Source organism: Dictyobacter halimunensis (genome assembly GCF_036245075.1).
In genome coordinates, this window is the sequence record NZ_BSRI01000001.1 from 364,221 (window position 1) to 386,440 (window position 22,220).

General features: G+C 52.0%; 16 protein-coding genes. 11 read left to right on the forward strand and 5 right to left on the reverse strand.

Going from position 1 to position 22,220, the window contains the following annotated elements; all coding sequences use genetic code 11:
• Positions 1 to 37: 37 nt before the first annotated feature.
• A complete protein-coding gene (locus AABA21_RS01570; RefSeq protein WP_338247137.1) occupies positions 38 to 2,359 on the forward strand; it encodes an alpha-amylase family glycosyl hydrolase in 2,322 nt (773 codons plus the stop codon).
• On the opposite strand, the gene AABA21_RS01575 is transcribed toward AABA21_RS01570, so the two are convergent.
• Positions 2,279 to 2,857 (reverse strand): hypothetical protein, encoded by a 579-nt coding sequence (locus tag AABA21_RS01575; protein ID WP_338247139.1) that lies wholly within the window; start codon positions 2,855 to 2,857, stop codon positions 2,279 to 2,281. The two genes, AABA21_RS01570 and AABA21_RS01575, sit on opposite strands and share 81 nt — an antisense overlap.
• Before the next feature lie 270 nt (positions 2,858 to 3,127).
• Between AABA21_RS01575 and AABA21_RS01580 the strand changes: the two genes are divergently transcribed.
• The 7 genes from AABA21_RS01580 to AABA21_RS01610 all read left to right on the forward strand — a co-directional run bounded on the left by AABA21_RS01580 (position 3,128) and on the right by AABA21_RS01610 (position 13,281).
• The gene (locus AABA21_RS01580; protein ID WP_338247141.1) at positions 3,128 to 5,476 is read left to right on the forward strand and encodes a glycoside hydrolase; all 2,349 of its coding nucleotides are present in this window, start codon (positions 3,128 to 3,130) and stop codon (positions 5,474 to 5,476) included.
• 422 nt (positions 5,477 to 5,898) lie between these two features.
• Positions 5,899 to 7,419: an ABC transporter substrate-binding protein gene (locus AABA21_RS01585; protein WP_338247143.1), complete on the forward strand. Its 1,521-nt coding sequence runs from the start codon at positions 5,899 to 5,901 to the stop codon at positions 7,417 to 7,419.
• 154 nt (positions 7,420 to 7,573) lie between these two features.
• Positions 7,574 to 8,560 carry an ABC transporter permease gene (locus tag AABA21_RS01590; protein ID WP_338247144.1) on the forward strand — a complete coding sequence of 329 codons (987 nt, stop codon included), beginning with the start codon at positions 7,574 to 7,576 and terminating at the stop codon, positions 8,558 to 8,560.
• Positions 8,561 to 8,563: 3 nt separating this feature from the next.
• Complete coding sequence (locus AABA21_RS01595) at positions 8,564 to 9,613, forward strand: ABC transporter permease (protein ID WP_338247145.1); 1,050 nt, start codon at positions 8,564 to 8,566, stop codon at positions 9,611 to 9,613.
• The gene (locus tag AABA21_RS01600) at positions 9,613 to 10,797 is read left to right on the forward strand and encodes an ABC transporter ATP-binding protein (protein ID WP_338247146.1); all 1,185 of its coding nucleotides are present in this window, start codon (positions 9,613 to 9,615) and stop codon (positions 10,795 to 10,797) included. Before AABA21_RS01595 ends, AABA21_RS01600 begins: the two co-directional genes overlap by 1 nt.
• Entirely contained in the window at positions 10,797 to 11,858 is a 1,062-nt protein-coding gene (locus tag AABA21_RS01605; protein ID WP_338247148.1) for an ABC transporter ATP-binding protein, read from the forward strand. The genes AABA21_RS01600 and AABA21_RS01605 overlap by 1 nt, the downstream gene beginning before the upstream one ends.
• 208 nt (positions 11,859 to 12,066) lie before the next feature.
• Positions 12,067 to 13,281, forward strand: a complete 1,215-nt coding sequence (locus AABA21_RS01610) for a zinc-dependent alcohol dehydrogenase (RefSeq protein ID WP_338247149.1) — start codon at positions 12,067 to 12,069, stop codon at positions 13,279 to 13,281.
• Positions 13,282 to 13,363: 82 nt separating this feature from the next.
• Here the strand turns inward: AABA21_RS01610 and AABA21_RS01615 are convergent, their stop codons facing one another.
• A complete protein-coding gene (locus tag AABA21_RS01615) occupies positions 13,364 to 15,799 on the reverse strand; it encodes a phosphoketolase family protein (protein WP_338247150.1) in 2,436 nt (811 codons plus the stop codon).
• 234 nt (positions 15,800 to 16,033) lie between these two features.
• The gene (locus tag AABA21_RS01620) at positions 16,034 to 17,548 is read right to left on the reverse strand and encodes a hypothetical protein (RefSeq protein ID WP_338247151.1); all 1,515 of its coding nucleotides are present in this window, start codon (positions 17,546 to 17,548) and stop codon (positions 16,034 to 16,036) included.
• 958 nt (positions 17,549 to 18,506) lie between these two features.
• On the opposite strand from AABA21_RS01620, the gene AABA21_RS01625 reads away from it, so the two are divergent.
• Positions 18,507 to 18,881 carry an NADPH-dependent FMN reductase gene (locus tag AABA21_RS01625; protein ID WP_338247152.1) on the forward strand — a complete coding sequence of 125 codons (375 nt, stop codon included), beginning with the start codon at positions 18,507 to 18,509 and terminating at the stop codon, positions 18,879 to 18,881.
• Positions 18,872 to 19,039, forward strand: coding sequence for a hypothetical protein (locus AABA21_RS01630; RefSeq protein WP_338247153.1), 168 nt, complete (start codon positions 18,872 to 18,874; stop codon positions 19,037 to 19,039). Before AABA21_RS01625 ends, AABA21_RS01630 begins: the two co-directional genes overlap by 10 nt.
• A 72-nt stretch (positions 19,040 to 19,111) precedes the next feature.
• Here AABA21_RS01630 and AABA21_RS01635 read toward each other — a convergent pair whose 3' ends face one another.
• The gene (locus AABA21_RS01635) at positions 19,112 to 20,353 is read right to left on the reverse strand and encodes a phospholipase C (RefSeq protein ID WP_338247155.1); all 1,242 of its coding nucleotides are present in this window, start codon (positions 20,351 to 20,353) and stop codon (positions 19,112 to 19,114) included.
• Positions 20,354 to 20,766: 413 nt separating this feature from the next.
• Here AABA21_RS01635 and AABA21_RS01640 point away from each other — a divergent pair, with 413 nt between their 5' ends.
• Positions 20,767 to 21,600, forward strand: coding sequence for an SDR family NAD(P)-dependent oxidoreductase (locus tag AABA21_RS01640; protein WP_338247157.1), 834 nt, complete (start codon positions 20,767 to 20,769; stop codon positions 21,598 to 21,600).
• Between the two features lie 41 nt (positions 21,601 to 21,641).
• On the opposite strand, the gene AABA21_RS01645 is transcribed toward AABA21_RS01640, so the two are convergent.
• Positions 21,642 to 22,181, reverse strand: a complete 540-nt coding sequence (locus AABA21_RS01645; RefSeq protein WP_338247159.1) for a DinB family protein — start codon at positions 22,179 to 22,181, stop codon at positions 21,642 to 21,644.
• Between the last annotated feature and the right edge of the window lie 39 nt (positions 22,182 to 22,220).

Below are 22,220 nucleotides of genomic sequence, written 5' to 3' on the forward strand. Positions count from 1 at the left end.
GATGCAACACACATTATTTTGAATGGAGCGGATCATTATGTCTACACAGCAAAGAGAAGATACGGCTTTTGTTCTTTACGATCGTTATCAGCAGCTTGGCTTGCAGCTGAATCCACAGACCGGCCTGATCCAGGGTCTGCTTCAGGGTGATAAAACACTTCCCGTACGCCTTTCTGTAGATATCAGTACTGATGGCTATGAGGCACGAGGCCTCCCCTTTGGCCTCATCTATCAGGATACCCATCAGATTACGGATGTGCGGCGCACCAATGAAGCGCCCATCTATAGCCTGGATGGCGATCAGGAAACGTACACGGTCGTTACGGAGGCTGAGAATTGGCAGATGCGCTGGCATTATACGTTCCGACCACGTCATCCACGTCTGGAGCTCTCATTTGAGATACGTCCTCTGCTGGCTACAGAGGCAGATCCAGCCACGTTGCGCAATGTTGAGCTCACAATTACATTACAGCCTGATGATCTGAAGAGCTGGAACTTTGAGGCCCCAGGCAATGCGGTTCGGCCAGGAATTTCAGCGGCGGAACTTGAGCGGGCCATCAGAGTATCGTCTGTTGCTGGTGTGGATGGCTCCACTGGATTGATGGCGCTCCATAATGCAGCGGAACGCCAGGTAGTGGTGGTCTGGCCATTCTGCCGTACTGAAATTGGCTCTATTAGCGCGCAGACGAAAGACGCTACGCTGCAGATCATGCTCAATACTACCTTAGCTGGTCGTCTGACCTCCAATGATACACTCATCTATCGCGCCATTGAATTCGATGCGCTAACAAGCACCTGGGAAGAGACACGTGACAATGTTGCGAGCTGGTATAGGACGCTTAATCTAAGTACACCCAATGATCGTCCTGAGTGGATTACAACGGCCAGTATCTTTGAGGTTCAGGTTGGCTATGCACCCTTCTGGGGCGGCTATCGTTACGCGCCATATCCAACGGTCCAGGATCTCTACGCTGACCTGGAACGTATTAAGGGACTGGGCTTCAACACGCTGGAGATTATGCCACGCCAGCCGTATCCTAGCTATAATGTGCATGACTACGCTGATATCTCGACATCCTATGGGGATGAAGAGCAGTTGCGCGCACTGGTACAAAAATGTCATCAGCTCGGCATCCGTGTCCTGCTAGATATTCTGATGCATGGAGTGATCGATCAAGAGGTGATGGCACAGGTAGCGGAGACGGTTCGCTCAGGTCCATATGCCACTCGCCTGGATGATGACATTCCAATAGAAGAGAAGATGTTTGCAGCGGATAGCGATGCTTACTTAATTGCCTGGTGTCGCCATATTCTGGACTTTGAGCCGCATTGGAACGGTGGATCACATCCTCGTCATCCACTGGCTGATGAGCATCGCGAGTGGTTTATGCGCGATTCGGCGCAAAATATTATTGGTATGTATACCAAAGCCTTTGATGTCGCTAATGTTTCCTGGCAGAATTATTTCTGTGAGGCGACGGAGATGCTGGTGCGTAAGCTCGATATTGACGGCTTCCGCTTTGACGCACCAACCTATAATGATTTGCCGAACTGGTCGACAGCGACCCAGAAGCGGGCTAGCTACTCTCCACTGGGAGTTCTTTCGCTCTTTGAGCAATTGCGCCCTCACTTGAAAGCTCTGAAAGATGATATCTTACTCTACACCGAGCCATCCGGCGCTTTGTTTCGCCAGGCACTTGATGTCACATATAACTACGATGAACACTGGCTGATCAATGCAGTACTAAGATCGGTGCCCGGACAGCCAGATCAGCATACTAAAACCAGAAATGGCAGGGAACTGGCGGCATGGTTCCGTGATCGCAACGCGGTCTTGCCTCCGGGATCTTTGATTACCCACCATATTGACTCGCATGATACATTCTGGTGGCCTGGCGCGGGTAAGAAGTGGCGCCGTGAACAATTTGGCATTGAGGCGACACGTGCATTGCTGGCGATTTTCTCGCTCAGTGGGGGTGCCTATATGACCTTCGTCGGTGGTGAAGAGCAACTTGAAGATGAGATACGCCTGGTCCATCATCTGCGCAATGATCTGCCTGAAATTCGTGAGGGGAGCGTACACTACACTGCCGTGAGCGTAGAACACGAGGCTATTTATGCGGTGGCTCGTCATCAGGGGGAATACAATTCGCTTCTACTCGTCAACGTATCCAATCAGCCCATCCAGACAAGTGCCCAGATCGATACGCACCAGTTAGGACTAGAGCACGGATCATATTCATACCATGATGCCTGGCAGAGCACACCTGAGTCTCAATCAATCCAGGATCTGCACAACCTCCCATTGACCTTCGAGCCCTATCAAGTACATCTGCTGGTTATACGCAAGGATCAATAAAACGATCCCTTCTATGGTGGTACACCCGGGGTGCGTGAGCGCGCATACGCGGGCGCCTCTCGTTTCTTCAAGTGCTGGTGCATTGCGCGCAATGCACCAGCACTTGAAGAAACTATTGGTGTCGGGTCTCAGGGTGGGAGGCCAGAGATTTATCGGTACTATAGCAGCGCCAGAACTCTTCCGCATAGGGGAGTACAGCGGCAGACTGATCTCCCCCATCATCAGGGCATGGATCATCGACTCATGGGTGCCGGCCGTCGCTTCGATCTTTGTGCGTTTATGGTGACGCCAGTCGAGCAGGCCAGCGATCATCCACAGCGGCAGCAGAAACGAAATCAGAAAGCGACGTGTGGCCTCCTCAATGCCTACGGTGCGCTCCACCTCTTCAGCAAGCGCCGAAGGGCTCACCGCTCCCTTTTCGGGTTTTGCAGCCCGCTTGCGCGAGCGCACAACGTTAAATAAAACTCGGCCCAAAGTAAACATTAGTCGTTGTATCATAATATTGCTCTTTTCCTTTTTTTCTTTTCTCTATCTGATTTCAGACACGCTCTGGCCTCAGATATGTTGATCAGCTAAGCAAAGAAGCACTAGAGATCTCGGTACATTACGTACAACCATTGCCTCTGCATAGATAAAAGAAGGGAAGAGCAGACTACTGCTAATGTTGAGTATAAAATGAGGCTATAAAAGTGCTAGGATTATACAGGCGAAGCTGGTACAATTACTGCAGAGGAATTTGGCTGCATACATGCAAAGGAGGGCATGAAGGTGATACGTCATCATGGAAGACGACGCTTGCAGACACTGGCGCGCTTAGGGGCGCTAACGCTCATCATTGCAGCAGGCACACTGTTGTCAATCAGCAATGAGCAAAAAGCATACGCAGACTATAGTGTAACCGTGTATCCGAGTCAACAGTTTCAAACGATCCAGGGCTGGGGCACAAGCATGGCCTGGTGGGCCAACTGGGCCGGTAGCCTGAACGACAGCCAGCGTATACCACTCGCCGATAAGCTATTTGATCCCAACAGCGGCATCGGACTCAATGTGCTGCGCTACAACTTTGGCGCCGATGGTCCGGGTAATGTGTGCCACAATTCGATCGCCAACGGCAAAGCCGGCATCTACACCAACATTCCAACCTATGAGCCGACCAGCGGCAGCTACGACTGGACCCAGGATGCCAATCAGCGCTGGGTGCTGCAGGCCGCCCAGGCCAGAGGAGCCAACGTCTTCGAGGGCTTTGTCAATTCACCGCCTGCCTGGATGACCACCAATAACTGTACCTCTGGCGCCAGCGGCAACTCGGAGAACCTCAGCAGCAGTCACTATGACGACTACGCCAGCTATCTGTCCACCATCGCCCAGCATTTCCATGATACCTGGGGCCTGACGCTTCAGACGATTGAGCCGTTCAACGAGCCAACGCCGGGCTATTGGAACTACAATGGTGATCAAGAGGGAACCAATGTTTCTACCAGTACGCAGAATACAATTGTGAATAAGCTGGGCGCGAAGCTCGATCAAACGGGGGCCTCGGCCTATTCGCAGGTGTCGGCACCCGACGATACCTCAGTTGACCGCTCCAATAATGACTATAATTCCTATGATAGTAGCGCAAAGGGCTACATGGCGCAGTACAATACGCACACCTATGGCGGCAGCACTGGCGATCGGGACTACGCTTACAACAACATCGGCCAGGCCGGCAATAAACGGCTATGGATGTCGGAATGGGGAACGGGCGCTCAAAGCAGTCCGATCGCTGCTGGCATCACCCTGTCACAAGAGATTCTCACCGATGAGCAGCATCTGCATCCCTCCTCCTGGGTCATCTGGCAGGCAGCGGATAACTACTTTTCATCAGGGGGATCGGGCAACGGTGGCTCAATCAACGACCTGTGGGGACTGGCGAGCACTGATAGCAATGGCAATATCATCTACCCTTCCCGCTACTATGCCATGGGCAACTATAGCAAGTTTGCCCGTCCCGGCTATAAGATGATCGGAAACAGCGATAGCAATACCTTCAGTGCTTACGATGCAGGTTCACAAACCCTGGTCCTTGTCTCAACCAACAGCTCTTCTAGTAGCACCAATGTTACCTATAACCTGTCCAACTTCAATAGCGTAGGTAGCTCGGCAACCCCCTACCAGACAACAGCCAGTCAGAATCTGGCTCAGATCGCTAACGTCTCTATTACCAATAGTGCTTTTACCAGTACGCTGCCGGCACAATCCATCACAACTTTCGTAGTTCACAACGTCGCCTACAGCGGATCGGGAGGGGTGACAGAGGTGGATGACTCGGTACAGGGGACGGGACTCAATCAGTTTAACTATTCAGCCAACTGGGGACACTGTACCGGCGGCTGTGGCAATGACACATCGGGCCTGTACAATGGCAGCAACAGCTGGAGTGGCACCGCCGGGGCTACAGCCAGCGTGCAGTTTAACGGTTCGCGTATTCGCCTCTTCGGGGTCAAAGATAGCAACGAGGGTATCGCCACTGTCTCCATCGATGGTGGAACGGCCAGGGAGGTAGATTTCTACGCCGCTCACCGCGCCGGCAATCAGTTGATGTGGGAGAGCCCACAGCTCTCATCAGGTGCGCATACGCTCAAGATCACGGTCACCGGTCGTAAAAATCCACAGAGCAGCAATGTCTGGCCCGCGCTCGATCGAGTCGAGATCGACCCACCGGCAGCAACCAATCTGCTCTCCAATGCTGGCTTTGAAAGCGGCAACCTGCCTCCGTGGAGCGGCGAGCTCCATCCATCACTGGCAGGAGTCGAGACCAACTATCCACATAGCGGCACCTATGATGCTTACCTGCATCCAACCTCTTCCAGTGATGTTGGTATGTTCCAGACCATTACGGCCCCGGCCACACGCACCTATACCCTGACCGCCTATGCCGCCAATAACACCGGTAATGTACAGTTCGGAGCCGACGTCAATGGGACACAGGTGAGAAACCTCAGCATCACTGGTAATGTTGGCTACCAGTTCTACAGCACTACCTTTAGCGCCACGGCAGGACAGAGCATCAAAGTATGGTACTATGCCCACGCCATCAATGGCTGGGCCACCATCGACGACGTCAGCCTGACCTGAGTCTGATCACGCGTAATAATATATCGAGATGTATGGCCGCCTGAAGAATAAAAGTTCTTCGGCGGCTATCTTCATTCCATCTTGCTAGATGGTAGAGTAGAAAGAAGACAAATAATGTTTTCTTATTATAACAGGCTATGAGCCCGTGAAACCGCTCACAGAAGACAATTACCGCCTGTATATTTTACTGCTTGACTCTTTCTGTAGCCCTTCTACGTACAAATAGTGAAGCACTAGATCAGTTTGTGCAATTAATTGGTTTTAGGGAGGTTATGGTAGTGTTAATCACCACAAATCAAAGGAGATTCGGTTATCGAGTAAGTGGTAGCATTCTATTTTTAACGATGCTATTGCTCGTTTCCTTTATCCTTAACGCTTGCGGGAGCACAAGCACGAATTCAAAAAAGGCGAATCCTTTATGGGTGGGCGAAGTTGGTGATGAGTATATCGACAACTTTAATCCTTATGCGTCAGCATCCGGCGGTCCGCCAGCTGATATGATCTATGAATCATTATTATTTACGAATTATGCCAACGGGACAATGAATCCCTGGCTGGCCACCAAATATCAGTTTAGTGATAATAATAAGCAGCTTACCTTTACGCTCAAGGATAATGTAAAGTGGAATGATAACCAGCCCTTTACCTCTAAAGACGTCAAATTCACATTTGATGCGATGAAGCAGTACCCAGGTATGGATGTAAGCGCTATCTGGAAATACCTGTCGGATGTTATGACACCCGATGATCATACTGTGACGCTTCATTTCAAAACCGCGAATACACCTATGCTCTGGTATCTGGGACGTTTGCAGATGCTACCCGCCCATATCTGGTCAAAAGTTGGCGATCCAACCAAATACGTCGATAAGACTCCGGTGGGTACGGGACCATTCAAGCTGAAGACCTTCACACCACAAATGGTAACGTTGACAAAGAATACAAGTTACTGGAAGCCTGGTAAACCAGCGTTCAATGAGATCAATTATCCAATCTATAAATCGAATGATACACTGGTCCTACAGCTTATCAGCAATAAATTGGATATGGCGCAGGTGTTTACACCTAACCTGGAGAAGAACTACGTTCAGAAGGATACAACCAACCATCATTTCTGGCTGTATCCAAACGCGACGCTCATGTTCTATCCCAATAACGCCAAGAAACCATTCAATCAGGTAGCGGTGCGCAAAGCTATCAGCCAGGCACTCGATCGCTCAAAGATGTCAAAAGTCGCGGAGAACGGCTATATGCAGGTCGCCAATCCGACCGCCCTCATTTTGCCAGCGGCAAAGGATTACATGGCTCCAGAGTATACTAATCTCTCGTTCAAGCCGGATGTGCAGCAGGCGAAAAAGACCCTGGAGGACGCTGGCTATACACTGGGTAAAGATGGGGTGTACGTCGGCAAGGATGGGACACGCCTGTCGTTCAAGATCGACGTGCCCAACTCATATAGCGATGAAATCCTGCTCTGCCAGGTGGCGTCTGAGAACCTGAAGGCTGCCGGCATCGATGCCAGCGTGAATACGCTCTCGTATACCGATTGGTACAATAATAAACAGAATGGGCAGTATGACATTACCGTCGACTCCGATGGCGGTGGCCTGACTCCATACTATTATTACAACCGTACGCTCAATAGCGCGCGTAGCGCACCCATTGGTACATCATCACAGTCCAATTTCGCTCGCTGGCAAGACCCACATACGGATGCACTACTGAACCAGTATGCCGCAACCAGCGATCAAAGCGCACAGAAACAGGCGATGCAGGGAATTGAGAAGATCTTTGTTGAACAGGTGCCAACGATCCCTCTGCTCGACGCTCCTGTGTGGTTTGAGTACAACTCGTCACGCTTTACCGGCTGGCCATCAAATGATAACCCATATGTAACGGCTGCTTCTCCCTTACAGATTATGCTAGCTATCAAGCCTCGCTAGAGGTGCCATATTTCCGGCGCGCCGGAAATATGAGTCTCTTCCGAACAGGAGGGTGCTTGAGGCACCCGATACGGTTTGAAGTGTTGGTGCATCGGGCGCGCAATGCGCGCCCGATGCACCAACACTTCATCAGCCCTTTTCAAGGAGTTAGCGGATGCGCTACTTACTACGTAGAATCAGTTTCTATATTGTTACTGCCTGGGTTTCGCTTACCATCAATTTTTTCTTGCCCCGGCTGGTACCTGGGGACCCGGCTCAGGCTATTCTTGCTCGCTTTCGCGATAAAAATCCAAGCCCGGAAATGATTCAGGCTCTGGAAATTCAATTTGGTATTTCTCATGACCCCCTCTGGGTACAATATCTTCAATATATTAACAATCTCTTTCATGGCAATCTGGGCGTATCAACCAACTATTTTCCGACCACGGTATCGACGATCATCGCACAGCGCATGCCCTGGACGCTAGGATTGGGCCTGCTAACCCTGCTGATCAGTTTTATCCTGGGTACATTGCTGGGCGTTTTAAATGCCTGGAAACGTGGTACGAAGGTCGATACGATCATTTCACCAATGATTATGATGCTCTCTGGTATTCCATATTTCTGGCTAGCTTTTATCTGCCTGTACGTCTTTGGTTTTACGTTCAACTGGTTCCCGCTAAATGGCGGCTACGATGAGGGACTGGTGCCTTCCTTCGATCCCGACTTTATCGTGAGCGTCCTCTCACATGCGATACTGCCAGCCCTGACGATTATTGTGTCTTCCCTGGCCGGCTGGATGCTGACGATGCGCAATACCATGATCACGACACTATCGGAAGACTATATACTGATGGCACAAGCGAAAGGCTTGAGCCGGGGGCGAGTGATGTTGCTCTACGCGGCCCGCAATGCTATCCTTCCTAGCATCACCAGCTTTGCGCTCGCGCTGGGCTTTATCGTTTCGGGTCAGTTGCTGACCGAGACCGTCTTTTCCTATCCAGGTATTGGCTTCGCCTTCGTTCAGGCGATCGGCGATAAAGACTATGCGTTGATGCAGGGCGTGTTCCTGATTCTTTCGCTGGCCGTACTGGCCGCCAACTTTATTGCCGATCTCACATATGCAGCACTTGATCCACGAGTGCGCGTAGGAGGAAAGTAAGATATGGCCTCAACCCCTCCTTTTAACGCCGCGCCAATGCCGGACAATAGCAATGAACAATTTATCGCATTGACCGAAACCACCGATAAACAGAGTGGTAGTTCATCTGGAGGCAAGCGTCCCAGATCCAACCTTCTATCGCGCTTCTGGCACATCCTCATCATCAATCCCAAGATGATGACGGGCTGCATCATTGTGGGCATTTTTGTCCTGCTGGCCATCTTTGGTCCAATGATCGCTCGCTATGATCCAACAGCTCTGACACTGGATATATTGGAGCCTCCCTCTTCGGCCCACTGGCTGGGTACAACGCAATCTGGACAAGACGTTTTTGCGCAGTTGATGATCGGGACACGTTCCTCTATTTTATGGGGTTTCGTGGCAGGCGTCATCGTAACATTTATTTATACCGTTGTTGGTCTGACTTCAGGCTACTTTGGTGGCCTCGTCGACGATATCCTGACCTTTATTACCAACGTGTTCCTGGTCTTGCCAGGCTTTCCGCTGGCCCTGCTGCTGGCTGCCTACATTCCTTATAAGGGACCACTGACGGTGGCTATTGTCATCGCGATCACTGGCTGGGCGGGACACGCACGCATTATTCGCGCCCAGACGCTCTCGATGCGTCAGCGCGACTTCATTGAGGCCGCACAAGCCAGCGGCATTAGCACGGCGAAGATCATCTTTGATGAGATGCTGCCCAATATGCTGGCAATCATCGCCGCTGGCTTTGTCGGGACCATGCTCTCCGTCGTACTGGCGGCTGCGGGTCTGGAATTTTTGGGCCTGGGTGATATCCGCAGCGTCAGCTGGGGTAGTATGTTCTACTGGGCACAGAATGGACAGGCACTGATTCAGGGAGCATGGTGGTGGTTCGTGCCACCCGGCGCCTGCGTGGTGCTCTTAGGCGCTGGCTTAACCTTTATTAATATCGGTATCGATGAGGTGGCGGATCCACGCCTGCGCCAGCATCGCAGACGCTTCAAACACAACCGACAAGAAGAGAATCAAGCGGTGGCAGTTTCAACGGCAGAAAAGGAGCGCGAATCATAATGGAGCAGGATAATAGTGATACAACGACGTTGCTGGATGTGCAACACCTTTGTGTTGATTATGAGGCGGAAAATGGGGCCGTGCACGCCGTCAATGATGTCAGCTTTAAGCTCCGACGTGGCGAGATCCTTGGGCTGGCCGGTGAAAGCGGTAGCGGCAAATCTACGCTGGCCTATGCGGTAGCCCGGCTGCTGCGTCCACCGGCCGTGATTACTCAGGGACAGGCGCTCTACTATGCCCGTCCCTCCTCCGAGAAAACGAACGGCGCTGGATGGCTTCGGCGACCAGCGGCCAGTGATGCTACAATTGTGGGCAACGCGCCGCTCGATGTTTTACATGCTTCGGCGTCGCAGCTACAAAAGCTGCGTTGGAGCGAGATCGCAGTCGTTTTTCAAAGCGCTATGAACGCGCTGAATCCGGTGATGACGATCAAGGACCAGATCATCGACGTGCTGCATACGCATCGTCCAGGAATGGATAGGCAGGCGCTGCGAGAACGAGTGGGTGAGCTGTTACAATTAGTCGGCATTTCGCCGGATCGTCAGTACAGTTATCCTCACGAGCTAAGCGGTGGCATGCGCCAGCGAGCCATTATCGCCATCGCCCTGGCGCTCAATCCCGAACTGGTAATCCTGGACGAGCCAACCACCGCCCTGGATGTGGTGGTGCAGCGCGAAATTTTGACCGAGATTCTGCGCCTGCGCACGCAATTGAATTTTGCGGTGATCTTTATTACCCATGATCTTTCGCTCCTGCTGGAGGTCGCTGATCAGATCGCCATTATGTACGCGGGCCGCATCGTTGAGACTGGTACGCGGGGAGATATCTATCGGCATCCGCGCCATCCCTATAGCTATGGCCTGCTCAATGCCTTTCCGTCGCTGGTTGGTCCAAAGAAAAAAATGTATAGTATTCCGGGCTCGCCCCCCGATCTACGCCATGTCCCATCCGGTTGCGCCTTTAGAACACGCTGCCCCATGGTCTTTGACGCCTGCCCGAAATATATCCCGCCCCTGGTCTCACATAAAGACGAGCAACAGCCTCAAGCAGAGACGCAGGAAGAAGATCGGTCAAAGGTGGCCTGCCATCTCTACGATAAAGCCTACCGGGAGCAGGCGCCCACTATTGAGAAGATCGAACAGGGCTATGCCCTGGCTTCAGAGAAACGTGGAAGGAGAGCATAGTGCAAAAAATCGATCAGCCGGAGAATCATTTAGCCGAAGAAGAGCAGCCGGATGCCATTTTAGAGGCACTGCATATACGGAAGTATTTTGCCAGTCGGCAAGGGAGTCCATTGCGGGCGTCAGCCTTTATCCACGCAGTAGAGGATGTCTCCCTGGCCCTCTATCCCGGTAAGGCCACCGCCCTGGTCGGTGAAAGCGGCAGCGGCAAATCTACCATGGCGCGTCTGCTTGCGCGCATGTATGATCCAACGGAGGGCGAGATTCGCTTTCGGGGACAGCCCATCAACCTTAAGAAGCGCAGCTATGGAGTGCTGCGTGAATATCGCCGCCATGTGCAGCTTATCTTTCAGGATCCCTTTTCCTCGCTCAATCCGGTCCATACCATTCGCCACCATCTGGCGGGTCCCCTGCGTGTATATCGCCGCGCTCGGTCGCGCACGGAGGAAGAAGAGCTGTTGCTTGAACTTTTGCGGCGCGTGAACCTGGAGCCAGCCGAACAATTCATTGATAAATATCCACATCAACTCAGTGGAGGTCAGCGGCAGCGTATCGCGATCGCGCGTGCCCTGGCGGTGCAACCCGAGGTACTGCTTGCCGACGAGCCCGTGTCGATGCTCGACGTTTCTATCCGGCTGGACATCCTCAACCTGCTGCTCAGCCTGAAAGATGAAGAGAGGCTGGCCCTGCTCTTTATCACGCATGATATCGCCAGCGCCCGCTACTTCGCTGAGGAGACGGTGGTTATGTACGCGGGCCAGCTCGTCGAGGGCGGCCCCAGTGATGAAGTCATCCAGCATCCGGCCCACCCGTACACGCAGCTCTTGATCTCTGCCGCGCCCAATCCGGCCCGTGTCAATCTCGACACCAATGAAGCGCCCGAACTGGTTGAGCTACCGGCGCGTGGCGAGATCCCCGGCCTGTTGCATCCACCCAGCGGATGTCGCTTTCATACACGCTGCCCCCATGCCATGCCCGTTTGTAAGCAGCGCTTCCCAGAGCGTACCGACCTGGGAGGCGGCCACTGGACCAACTGCTTCTTATACAACACTCCCGAAAAGTAGAAGAATAGTTTTAGAGGTTATACAGAGAGCAGCGGTGCCGCGGCACCGCTGCTCTCTGTATAACCTCTAAAACTATCTCTGACGAGATTACTTTGTTTACTTTTTTTGCTCTGCCTCGTGAACAGATATAGTAACAAATCATAATATGTTACATAAATGCGAGAAAAGAAAATATTACTTAAAGAAGAGATCAGGAGATATAAAACCCATGAAAGCAGTTGTATTTCATGATATCGGTGATATACGCTTAGAGGATGTAGCAGAGCCAAAGATAGAGCAGCCTACTGACGCGATCGTGAAGTTAACCTCCAGCGCGATCTGCGGAACCGACCTACATATGGTGCGCGGCACCTTTTCCGGTATGGTGCCAGGAACGATCCTGGGACATGAAGGCGTCGGCATTGTGGAACAGATCGGCTCCGATGTGAGAAACCTGAAGGTCGGCGATCGGGTGGTCATCCCCTCCACCATCGCCTGTGGCTATTGCTCTTACTGCCGCGCTGGCTACTACTCCCAGTGTGACAATGCCAATCCAAATGGAAAGTCAGCTGGCACCGCCTTCTTTGGTGGTCCTAAAGAAACCGGCCCATTTAATGGACTGCAGGCTGAGAAGGCTCGTGTCCCATTCGCCAATGCCAATCTGGTTAAGCTTCCACAGGAAGTAACCGATGATAAGGCAATTCTTATCTCTGACATCTTCCCAACCGGGTACTTCGGAGCCGATATGGCGAATATTAAACCGGGTCATACTGTGGCGGTCTTCGGCTGTGGACCGGTCGGATTGTTCGCTATCGCGAGCGCTAAATTGATGGATGCCGGACGCATCTTCGCCATCGATACCATTCCCTCGCGCCTGGAGAAGGCCCGTGAATTAGGGGCTGAAGTTATCGACTATAACGCCGAAGATCCCGTGGAAGCTCTTAAACGCCTGACCGGTGGTATTGGTGTCGATAGCGCCATCGATGCGGTTGGCGTAGATGCAAATAAACCCCAATCGGGTCCCGCAGCCGAGCAGGCACGGCAGCAGTCCGAGACCTACCAGCAAGAAGTGCAGAAGGTCGCGCCGCAGGCCAATCCGCAGGGAGATAACTGGCATCCCGGCGATGCGCCCTCTCAGGTCTCTGAATGGGCTGTGCAGGCACTGGCCAAGGCCGGTACGCTATCCGTCATTGGCGTGTATCCGCCTACAGATCAGTTCTTCCCGATTGGTATGGCAATGAACAAGAACCTCACCATCAACATGGGCAACTGTAATCACCGCAAATACGTTCCTCACCTGGTTGAGTTGGTGCGTGTAAACGCTATAGACCCGACCACGATCATTACCCAGGTTGATGAGATGAGTAATGCCATCGATGCCTATAAAGTCTTCGATCAGCGCCAGGAAGGCTGGCACAAAGTAGAGCTCGTACCCGGCATGTAGCTGATAACAAACCAAAAGAGAGCATTGGAGGGGCGCCCGTAAGGGTACCCTTCCAATGCTCTCTTTTGGTTTGAGACAGGGTTTAGTGCCACTTCCATTCTACGATCTCTTTGGGATCGGAACCGTTAGCCTGGATGTAGTCGTGGTGGGCGGCCAGCCGGTATTCATACTGGCTGATCATGCTGTTAGCGCACACGGCTACACGCGGATTTCTGGCGGCGGCATGGCGGATCGCCTGGATAACCAGGTCATAGCGGCTGGTGCCATTGCGCACATTCATGTCGAATGGCGTGGTCGTCGTTCCTTCCTCACGATACCCGTTGATGATCAGGCGATCAATATTGTGACGTCCAAACAACAGCGTCTGTACCGCCGATGGATAGCCGTGGAAGTTGATGATTACGGGGCAGTCTTTGGTGAAGAGCGCCTCGAACATATCCTGCTGTAAGCCATGCGGATGTTCTGATTTATGCTGCAGCACAAACAGGTCGGTTACGTTAACGACGCGCACCCGCAGATCGGGCAGTTCGTCGCGCAAGATCTGCGCGGCCGCCAGAACCTCCAGCGTCGTGTTATCACCAATACCAACCAGCACGACATCGGGATCAACACCTTCGTCAGTGCTGGCCCAGGGCCAGATCGACGCACCAGCCCGGCAATGGGCGATGGCCTCGTCCATTGAGAGCCACTGCGGCATGCGCTGCTTGTTAGCGATGATGAGGTTGACTTTACCGGTACTCTGCATGCAGTGATCCATCGTGCTGACCAGGCAGTTAGCATCCGGTGGCAGGTAGACACGGGCCACATTGGCCTTCTTATTGAGCACCGAGTTGATAAAGCCCGGATTCTGATGAGAGAAGCCGTTGTGCTCCTGTCGCCACAGGGTCGAGGTCTCCAGGTAGTTGAGCGATGGCGGTGGCAGGCGCCAGGAAAACTCGCCGGAGATCTTCAAAAACTTGGCGAACTGGTCCATCATCGATACGATGATGTTCAGGAAGGCCTCATAGGTCGGAAACAGACCGTGACGACCGGTGAGGATATAGCCCTGCAGCCAGCCCTCACAGTTATGTTCGCTGAGCACCTCAACCACCTGTCCTCCCTGCGCGGCCACCTTCTCGTTATGCGGCGGCACCGGCCACTCATATTCGCGTGGCTTCACATCCAGTACCGCACCCAGCTTATTGGATTGCAGTTCATCGGGACTGAAGATGCGGAAAAGATGGGGATTGCGTCGAATAACCTCGCGCAGATAGAGCGCGACCTGTTCCATGCTACTGATATTGGTGCCACCACGGCGTGAAGGCATGCCCCGGTCCACCTCGACGGCAAAGTCGCTGATCGGTGGCAGGTCGAGCTCCTTCATAATCTTGCCACCGTAGGTATGAGGATTCTTCCCCATGCGACGATCTCCGACCGGACATTGCTCTAAGATCTCTGCTTTCGGTCGCCCCTCATCTGTCACCAGTTCTTCAATATGGTATGAACGCAACCACTGCTCCAGCAACGCCAGATGCTCAGGATTGGTCTTGGGGTCTTCAATGGGAACCTGGTGGGAACGGTACGATCCAACGATCGGTTCACCATCGAGCTCTTTAATGGCAGTCATGCCCTTGGGGGTGCGCATAATGATCAGCGGCCATTGTGGCTTGACCTGCGGCGTCCCCTGGCGGGCCGCCTGCTGGATGGATCGGATCTCTCCATATGCCCAATTCATAGCGGCATACATCTGCGCATCCAGATCATCATTCTCGTCACCCTCAACGAACCGAATCTGGTATCCATAACCGGTAAAGAGGCTGCCAAGCTCCTCATCTGTCATAGTGCCATAAATGGTTGGATTAGAGATTTTGTATCCATTGAGGTGCAGAATCGGCAGTACCGCACCCGATTCAACCGGATTGATGAATTTATAGCAATGCCAGGCGGTCGCTGTTGGGCCAGTCTCGGCCTCACCGTCACCCACGATACAGGCAACTATCAGGTCTGGATTATCCATGGCCGCGCCAAAGGCGGTCGCCAGCGCATATCCTAACTCTCCACCCTCGTGAATGGTACCAGGCACACCAGGATAAAGATGGCTGGGAAAGCCTCCGGGCCAGGAAAAACGACGGATAAAATTATGCAATCCCTGTTTGTCAAAGGTGAGCTGGGGGTAGAAATCGTGCAGCGATCCTTCGAGGTAGAGGTTAGACAGATTGGCTGGAGCCCCATGGCCCGGCCCGGTCACCAGGAACATGTCCAGGTCATGCTGCATAATCAAACGATTCAAATGGGCATAGACAAGGTTGATGCCAGGGCTCGTCCCCCAGTGCCCCAGCAAGCGGTCTTTGATGTGCTCGGGCTTCAAAGGCTCCTCAAGCAACACATTATCCCTTAAATAGATCTGTGCTGCGGCCAGGTAATTGGTAAAACGGCGATAGCGGGCAATCGCATCTAATTGAGCCGCGTTTTGCTCGCGGACACTGGCTGTCTCGATAGGCTTTATGGTAGGAACGTCATTAACTAGCTGTTTAGCCATAGACCCCCATTTCTCTTTCGTGCTAGGAAAAGAGGCTGCATATCTCGTGTAACACTCTTTTCTATCTATCTTTGCCGTATGCGTTCGAGTTCAAAGCAGAGATGAAGAAAAACTCCTCCCGATGTTTACACGGAATACAGCAGCAAAAGAGGAACATACATGCGCACGGCCTGATCTATCTGCCAGAAGCAGAAGAACCAGGCCATGCACATAATGACTTGCTACGACAATACACTAGTTGGTAGCGACGGCGACATCATCCACATAGAATGAGGTCGGATTCTTGCTGCCATTGGTGGCCGCGAATGTGATCTCGATGGTCTGCCCTTTATAGGAGCTGATATCGAATGATGATTTCTGCCACAGGCCCGTCGTGCTACCATCGCTCAGTTTTTGCGGCGTAGCCAGAACGGTTCCACTCGTGTTGCGGATCTGGATGGATAAGAAATCATAGGAATGCGTGGGTTCGGTCGTGGTAACGTACCAGTAGTAGCTCAGGGTCGCCGCTGTGCTGCCAGCTGGTATAGTGATCGTCTGATAGATCGTGTCCTGGCAGTTATTGTAGCCGCAAAGGTATGCCTCATAGGAACCGGTATGAGGATTTGAGCTATCAACGATCTCGTATGCACCGCTGGAACTCTCGACCCAGGGTGAACTGCCACTCTCAAAACCACCATTCTTCAACAAGTTACCGGTCGGTGTTGGCGTTGGTGTAATGGTGGGTTGAGGCGTAGGAGTGCTGGTAGGATGGGGTGTCGGGGTGCTGGTAGGCTGCGGTGTAGGTGTAGGATTAGAGCCAGAACCACCCGAGGCCAGCCATTCTGTTCCGTTGGGGAAGAGAATATTGTCCTGCGCCGCCGGATCATTCCAGCCATTGTAACAGGTATTTCCAGAAGAGCAGGTGCCGTCATCAATCGCGGAGCTATCACCCATGGCCAGCACGCGTCCGCTTCCATAGCTGCTGCCCGAGAAGAAGGCGCCAGTTGTGCCGGTATTCGAATAGCTGGCGCGATAGATGATACCATGGGCGGCAGGATTGTCGGTCTTGTTCAGCGTCTCCGTGGTGCCGTTACGAATAATACTTCCCTGCGCCGTCCCAAAGGGCCCATTCAAAAGAGGATCACCATTAGGGGTGTCGTTGCTGGGATTTTCAGAGGAGATATTGAGAGCATCAAACTGGATACCAAAGACATCGCTCTTGACTCCATTGTTGTTCATTAGATCGTTGAAGATCTTGAGCGAGTCATTGCCATCGTTGTTGCGATCGCTACCGGTGTGGTCGGCAATCATAAACAGGCCGCCACCATTGTGGACAAAATTCAGGATGGCGGTCTTCTCGCTACTGGTGAACAGGGTATTTGGCTCAGGAATCACAAAGGCATTGAAGTGGCTCAGATCCTGGGGATTGCTGCTATTGCCATAGGTAATGGCACTGGTGTTCGTTTTGAGGCTATAACGACCCGTTTTCTGCAGCGCCACGCCCCAGGCGCTGATGCCACCGGTCCAATCCGTCTCTACCTGAGGATTGGAATTCTGAGCCAGCGGATCTGGCTGGCTGGTGCTGATGACCCAATCGGCGTTGCCAGCGGTCTCAGCGTGCGCATTATCAAATAGAACGTTGTAGGTCGCTGCTGCACGGGCAACATGATGAGATAAGGATTGGGGAACAAAAAGGATCGTACCAAGGCTAAAGAGAAAAACGAAGAGTAGAACGAAGAGTATGCGTAGACGTACATGTGGTTGCGACATAGCATCCTTCCTTTTCGCAGTCACGTTTGAACCATATAATGCCAGCACATACGTCTGCTAACAACTATGCGCTGCATATCCACTATAGGTTCTTTTCGCTCCTGTTGTTGGCAACAGACAGGAGGCACAACACGAAGGGTGATGACGAGCGAGAAAATGCTTATCTATGCTTTAGATCCGCATAGCATATAGCTTTCCTTCTATTAAGAGTATATATGGTATTAAGCAAAAAATCATCATTTGAAAGGGCTAGATTCAGGATAAGCTGTAGTTTCTAATCTTTTTTAATAGAACTATGCGGGATAGATATGCACTAACATGTGTACAAAAAGAGCTGACCCACTTTTTGAAAGTGGGTCAGCCAGGGAACAATGATACTATTCTTGATGGTTTCCGATGACAATGATACCCTGTCGGGTAATACTATTCTCCAGCTTGAATATGTGCGCCGCACCGGGAGGAAGCGGTTGTGGATTAAGCCCTCCGTTTACCTGTCCTAATTGTTCTTCCGTCAATTCCATCCTGGAAAAGTCAGTTTTTTCGTATCCTGCTCACTCAGCCTTTTCTCCATTGTTCATACTCCTTATAGGATCTCACGAGTCTACGCCGATATTCACCTATTTCCAGTATACACCTCTATTATTACGCAAACTATGATATATTCCACTAAAGCTCTTTATAATACCTCACAGTTGATAATTATCCTACCGCTATTAGACTGGCGGCCAGTATTTCAGATTGTTGCACACCTTGCTCCGCTCCTGGCGGGTACGCAAATGACACCTGTCGCAACAATATAAGCAAGACCGTAGCCAGGATGGGAAACAGGGCTTGACTTCAAGTTGACTTGAATATGTACACTTCCTGTTAGCTCCACTTTATGGCTTAAGCGAGAGCATTCATCGTCTGATACAGAACGTTGATACGTGCAGTTTTTGATAGAGAAAGGTAGAAGGTAATGAAGATTCTGGTAATTTCTGGCAGTCTACGCGCCAGTTCGAGCAATACACGCCTGGCAAAAGCAATTATGGATCTGGCGCCTGCAGGGATCGAGACACACCTATATCAGGGACTGGGAGACCTGCCTCATTTTACACCTGATCTGGATGGGGATGACCCGCCAGCGTCGGTGGTCGCGTTACGCCAGCAGCTTCAGGCGGCTGATGGCGTACTTATATGCACACCAGAATACGCCTTCGGTGTGCCGGGCACGCTGAAAAACGCGCTCGACTGGACCGTATCATCGGGTGACTTCTCTGAAAAGCCAGTGGCCGCGATCAGCGCATCTCCTCTATGGGGGGTGGGGACAAGGCCCACGCCTCGTTGCTACTGACATTGACCGCCCTGGGAACCCATATCCTGGAAGAAGGAAAGATCATCATCCCCATGATCAACAAAAAACTGGACGCCGAGGGCAACATAGTAGATTCCACCCTGATCGGGAATTTTAAAGCCCTCTTCAACGCCTTCCAGCGTTCAATCTCTTTATAGAGATAAAACAAAGGTTGTTTTGAGGAGTTGGTGCACCAACTCCTCAAAAACAACAGTAAAGAGATAGGGGCATCAGAAGGTGAAGGCTTCGTAGAAGTCCCCGATCTGAGCCAGCCCATCACGGGGCCGTGCTGGCGGTCCATACGCCTTCCCCTGCGCGGCATCATTGTTCTGAGCCGGCGTGCTGGTATCAAACTGATGGTTAATGCTCGCCAGAGTGGGCAATCCAAAACGGCGCTCAATGAACTTCAGAACAGAGCTATGCTCATATAATTGCCCGGAAACGTAGCCACGTTTAGCATGGGGTGAAATCACCAGTGTAGGGACACGGAAGCCCATACCATAAGCATCTACCTGCGGAGGGGCAACATGATCAAAATAGCCGCCGCCTTCATCATAAGTAAAGAAGAGAGCAGAACTTTTCCAGGAACTTGAGTTCATGAGAGCCTGGATAATCTGCTTCATTGCACTCTGTCCCATCTGAATATCTGCGGGTGGGTGCTCGCTAATGGCTGATTCAGTGATCAGAAACGAGACCTGAGGCAACGTGCCCTGCTTCAAATCGTTATAATAGGCGCTTTCTGGTAAGTAAAGCCTGGAATCATTCACCCACTTTTTAAAGTAAGCAAGTGCATTGTATCCCTCAAGCTGTGTCGGCGAACTACCGGTACCAGAACCAAGGTTGTAACACTTCCAACTGATCTTGTACTGGTCAAGTACATCCGCGATGGTTGGCCAGTCGAGCTGTCCACCATTGATATTGTTGGTGGTATTACCGCCACAGGTACCGCTCCACAACGCCAGGCGATTGGGGGTAGTGGGGCCAAGCTGATAGCAGAAGTAGTTTCCGCACAGGGTAAACTGATTGGCAAGCGAGTAGTAGTACGGCAGATCAGAACCATTGTAATAGCCCATAGCACCGATACCATCCGTAGTATAGACGCCATCCATAGCACCATTATTCCACTCGCTATGAATAGATTGCCAGGAATGGGAAACATCATTACTGATGGGCAGCGGAAAATGATAGGGTTTTACAGAGCCGCCATTGCCATCTGGTTGCGAATAATTCTGAGGAACACCAAAGCTACCGGCTCTGGGATAGTAACCATAGTATTCATCAAACGTACGATTTTCCTGGCAGGCAACCAGCACGTGATTGATCGGATTGGAAGCGGCACTCCCGTGCGCGGACGTCTGCTCCACGGCCGCGAGAATCCCTTCCAAAGCAAAACCCGCTCCGGCAGCCGTGCCGAGCTGCTTTAAAACCTTACGGCGGGATTGAGGTTTAGTAGTCCATTGCTGCTGGTTCATACACCTCCTCATCATATAAGTGTAATTTATATTTGCTTTATAAAAATAGAGCCTGCACTTTATCTTTATAAAGCAACACTCTATGAACCATCATATAATCAGTATATTTATTCACCGTTAAGGATTATGCAAACATACGGTTAACGTGATGTTATAGCGCTGTAATGTGAGCTTGTTATCGATGCAATATTGGGCACGAGAAAGATAAAGACAGCTATAGCGGCATTGATGATACTCATCAACTGTATGGTATGATAGCTGATGGAGACAAGTATGCTTCCGCTGGCCTCTCACCTTTGATGAGCAGGTCTCTATCACCTTTATTTCAATAGGATTCCTTTGCACACAAGCTCTTCACTTACCACAAACGTTGATGCACAAATCTTATGCAAAGAATAGGATGGAATCTATTTATGCCAACCACGATCGCATTTCAGCAACGCTATGGTCCATGGGCCCTGGTCACAGGCGCGGCATCAGGGCTTGGGAAAGAATTTACCAATCAACTCGCGGCACACCAGTTGAATATCGTCGCCATCGATATCCAACCAGACAAACTTCAGGAACAAGTTGAGTTCCTACAGCGAGAGTATGGTATACAGACAAAGGCCCTGGTTGTTGACCTATCCGATCCCTCATTTCTCGCTGATATACAAAGGGGAACAGAGGGTCTGGAGATAGGATTGGTCGCCAATGTGGCGGGGCTCTCTTCGGTTGCTCCGCTGCTCGATGTGCCATTGGAGACGTTGCAGCGGCAGATCGCCATCAATTGCTACGCGCCCCTGACGCTCTCGCACCACTTTGGACGCCTGATGCGCGAGCGTGGACGAGGAGGAATCATCTTCTTTTCATCCGCCTCCGCGCTGCAGGGGACGGCGCTCGTCACCAACTACGCGGCCACCAAAGCCTACAATCTGATTCTAGCTGAGGGGCTCTGGGATGAGCTGAGCGGCTCGGGAGTCGATGTGCTGGGCTTCGCACCTGGAGCCACCAATACCCCCGGCTTCCATCACGCGCAACCACGCTATAAATCGGTTACCATGCCCTATATGGAAGCCACCCCAACGGTCGCAGAGGCGATAGCCGCCCTGGGACGCACCCCGAGCCACATCGCCGGACGCGGCAATCGAGCCGCCGCCATTTTAACCACGCGTATCCTACCACGCAAGCAGGCCATCAAACTCTTCGGCGATAACATGCGCAAACTCTATCCCCATCACCTCACACCGGACAAAATAGAAAATTAATAATACCATTGCTCGCTCTTGGTACTTAGAGCGAGCAATGGTCAGGATGGGTCAACCAGAGGAGGTTCGGTGATATGGCCACCCAGATCGCCAAGTTCAGGGACATCGATACCTTGAATGCCCAGAAGAATAACGAGTTCGCCACCATGATGCAGGTCATGAGACATGATGCGCCAGATCGTCCATTGGCGCGAGATCGCATAGGTCTTTCCCCAGTATGTATGCTGATAGGTCTGGGCCAGATCACTGATAGTCCAGGTATGAAGCGTGGTCTCGATCATATGCCAGGTCACTTCCAGGCGTCGAACCAGTTCCGCCGCATTTTCGACGATTCGCGACTCCTCCTCCCATCCCTCGACCTGGCGAGCTACTTCCTCGCTGCCCGGAGCATGCATCCGTTGGAACCAGCCTACCCGTCCCAGGCTCAGGTGGCTGGCGATCTCTCCCACTGATCGCAGGTGCGGCGCGGCCCGATAGGACAGTTGCGAAGGAGAAAGCGGAGCGATAGCCCGCACCAGGCTGCGCTGATGACCATCCCATCCCTCATACACACTTGCCAACGAAGATGTACCAGTTATCATCAAAGAAGCTCCTTTCCTATGTACGCCTTCCACTACTAC

Excerpts from the sequence above, each read along its gene's own strand:
- AABA21_RS01570 (WP_338247137.1), top strand. The coding sequence starts at position 38 with ATGTCTACACAGCAAAGAGAAGATACGGCTTTTGTTCTTTACGATCGT.
- AABA21_RS01575 (WP_338247139.1), bottom strand. The coding sequence starts at position 2,857 with ATGATACAACGACTAATGTTTACTTTGGGCCGAGTTTTATTTAACGTT.
- AABA21_RS01590 (WP_338247144.1), top strand. The coding sequence starts at position 7,574 with ATGCGCTACTTACTACGTAGAATCAGTTTCTATATTGTTACTGCCTGG.
- AABA21_RS01595 (WP_338247145.1), top strand. The coding sequence starts at position 8,564 with ATGGCCTCAACCCCTCCTTTTAACGCCGCGCCAATGCCGGACAATAGC.
- AABA21_RS01600 (WP_338247146.1), top strand. The coding sequence starts at position 9,613 with ATGGAGCAGGATAATAGTGATACAACGACGTTGCTGGATGTGCAACAC.
- AABA21_RS01610 (WP_338247149.1), top strand. The coding sequence starts at position 12,067 with ATGAAAGCAGTTGTATTTCATGATATCGGTGATATACGCTTAGAGGAT.
- AABA21_RS01615 (WP_338247150.1), bottom strand. The coding sequence starts at position 15,799 with ATGGCTAAACAGCTAGTTAATGACGTTCCTACCATAAAGCCTATCGAG.
- AABA21_RS01620 (WP_338247151.1), bottom strand. The coding sequence starts at position 17,548 with ATGTCGCAACCACATGTACGTCTACGCATACTCTTCGTTCTACTCTTC.
- AABA21_RS01625 (WP_338247152.1), top strand. The coding sequence starts at position 18,507 with ATGAAGATTCTGGTAATTTCTGGCAGTCTACGCGCCAGTTCGAGCAAT.
- AABA21_RS01635 (WP_338247155.1), bottom strand. The coding sequence starts at position 20,353 with ATGAACCAGCAGCAATGGACTACTAAACCTCAATCCCGCCGTAAGGTT.
- AABA21_RS01640 (WP_338247157.1), top strand. The coding sequence starts at position 20,767 with ATGCCAACCACGATCGCATTTCAGCAACGCTATGGTCCATGGGCCCTG.
- AABA21_RS01645 (WP_338247159.1), bottom strand. The coding sequence starts at position 22,181 with ATGATAACTGGTACATCTTCGTTGGCAAGTGTGTATGAGGGATGGGAT.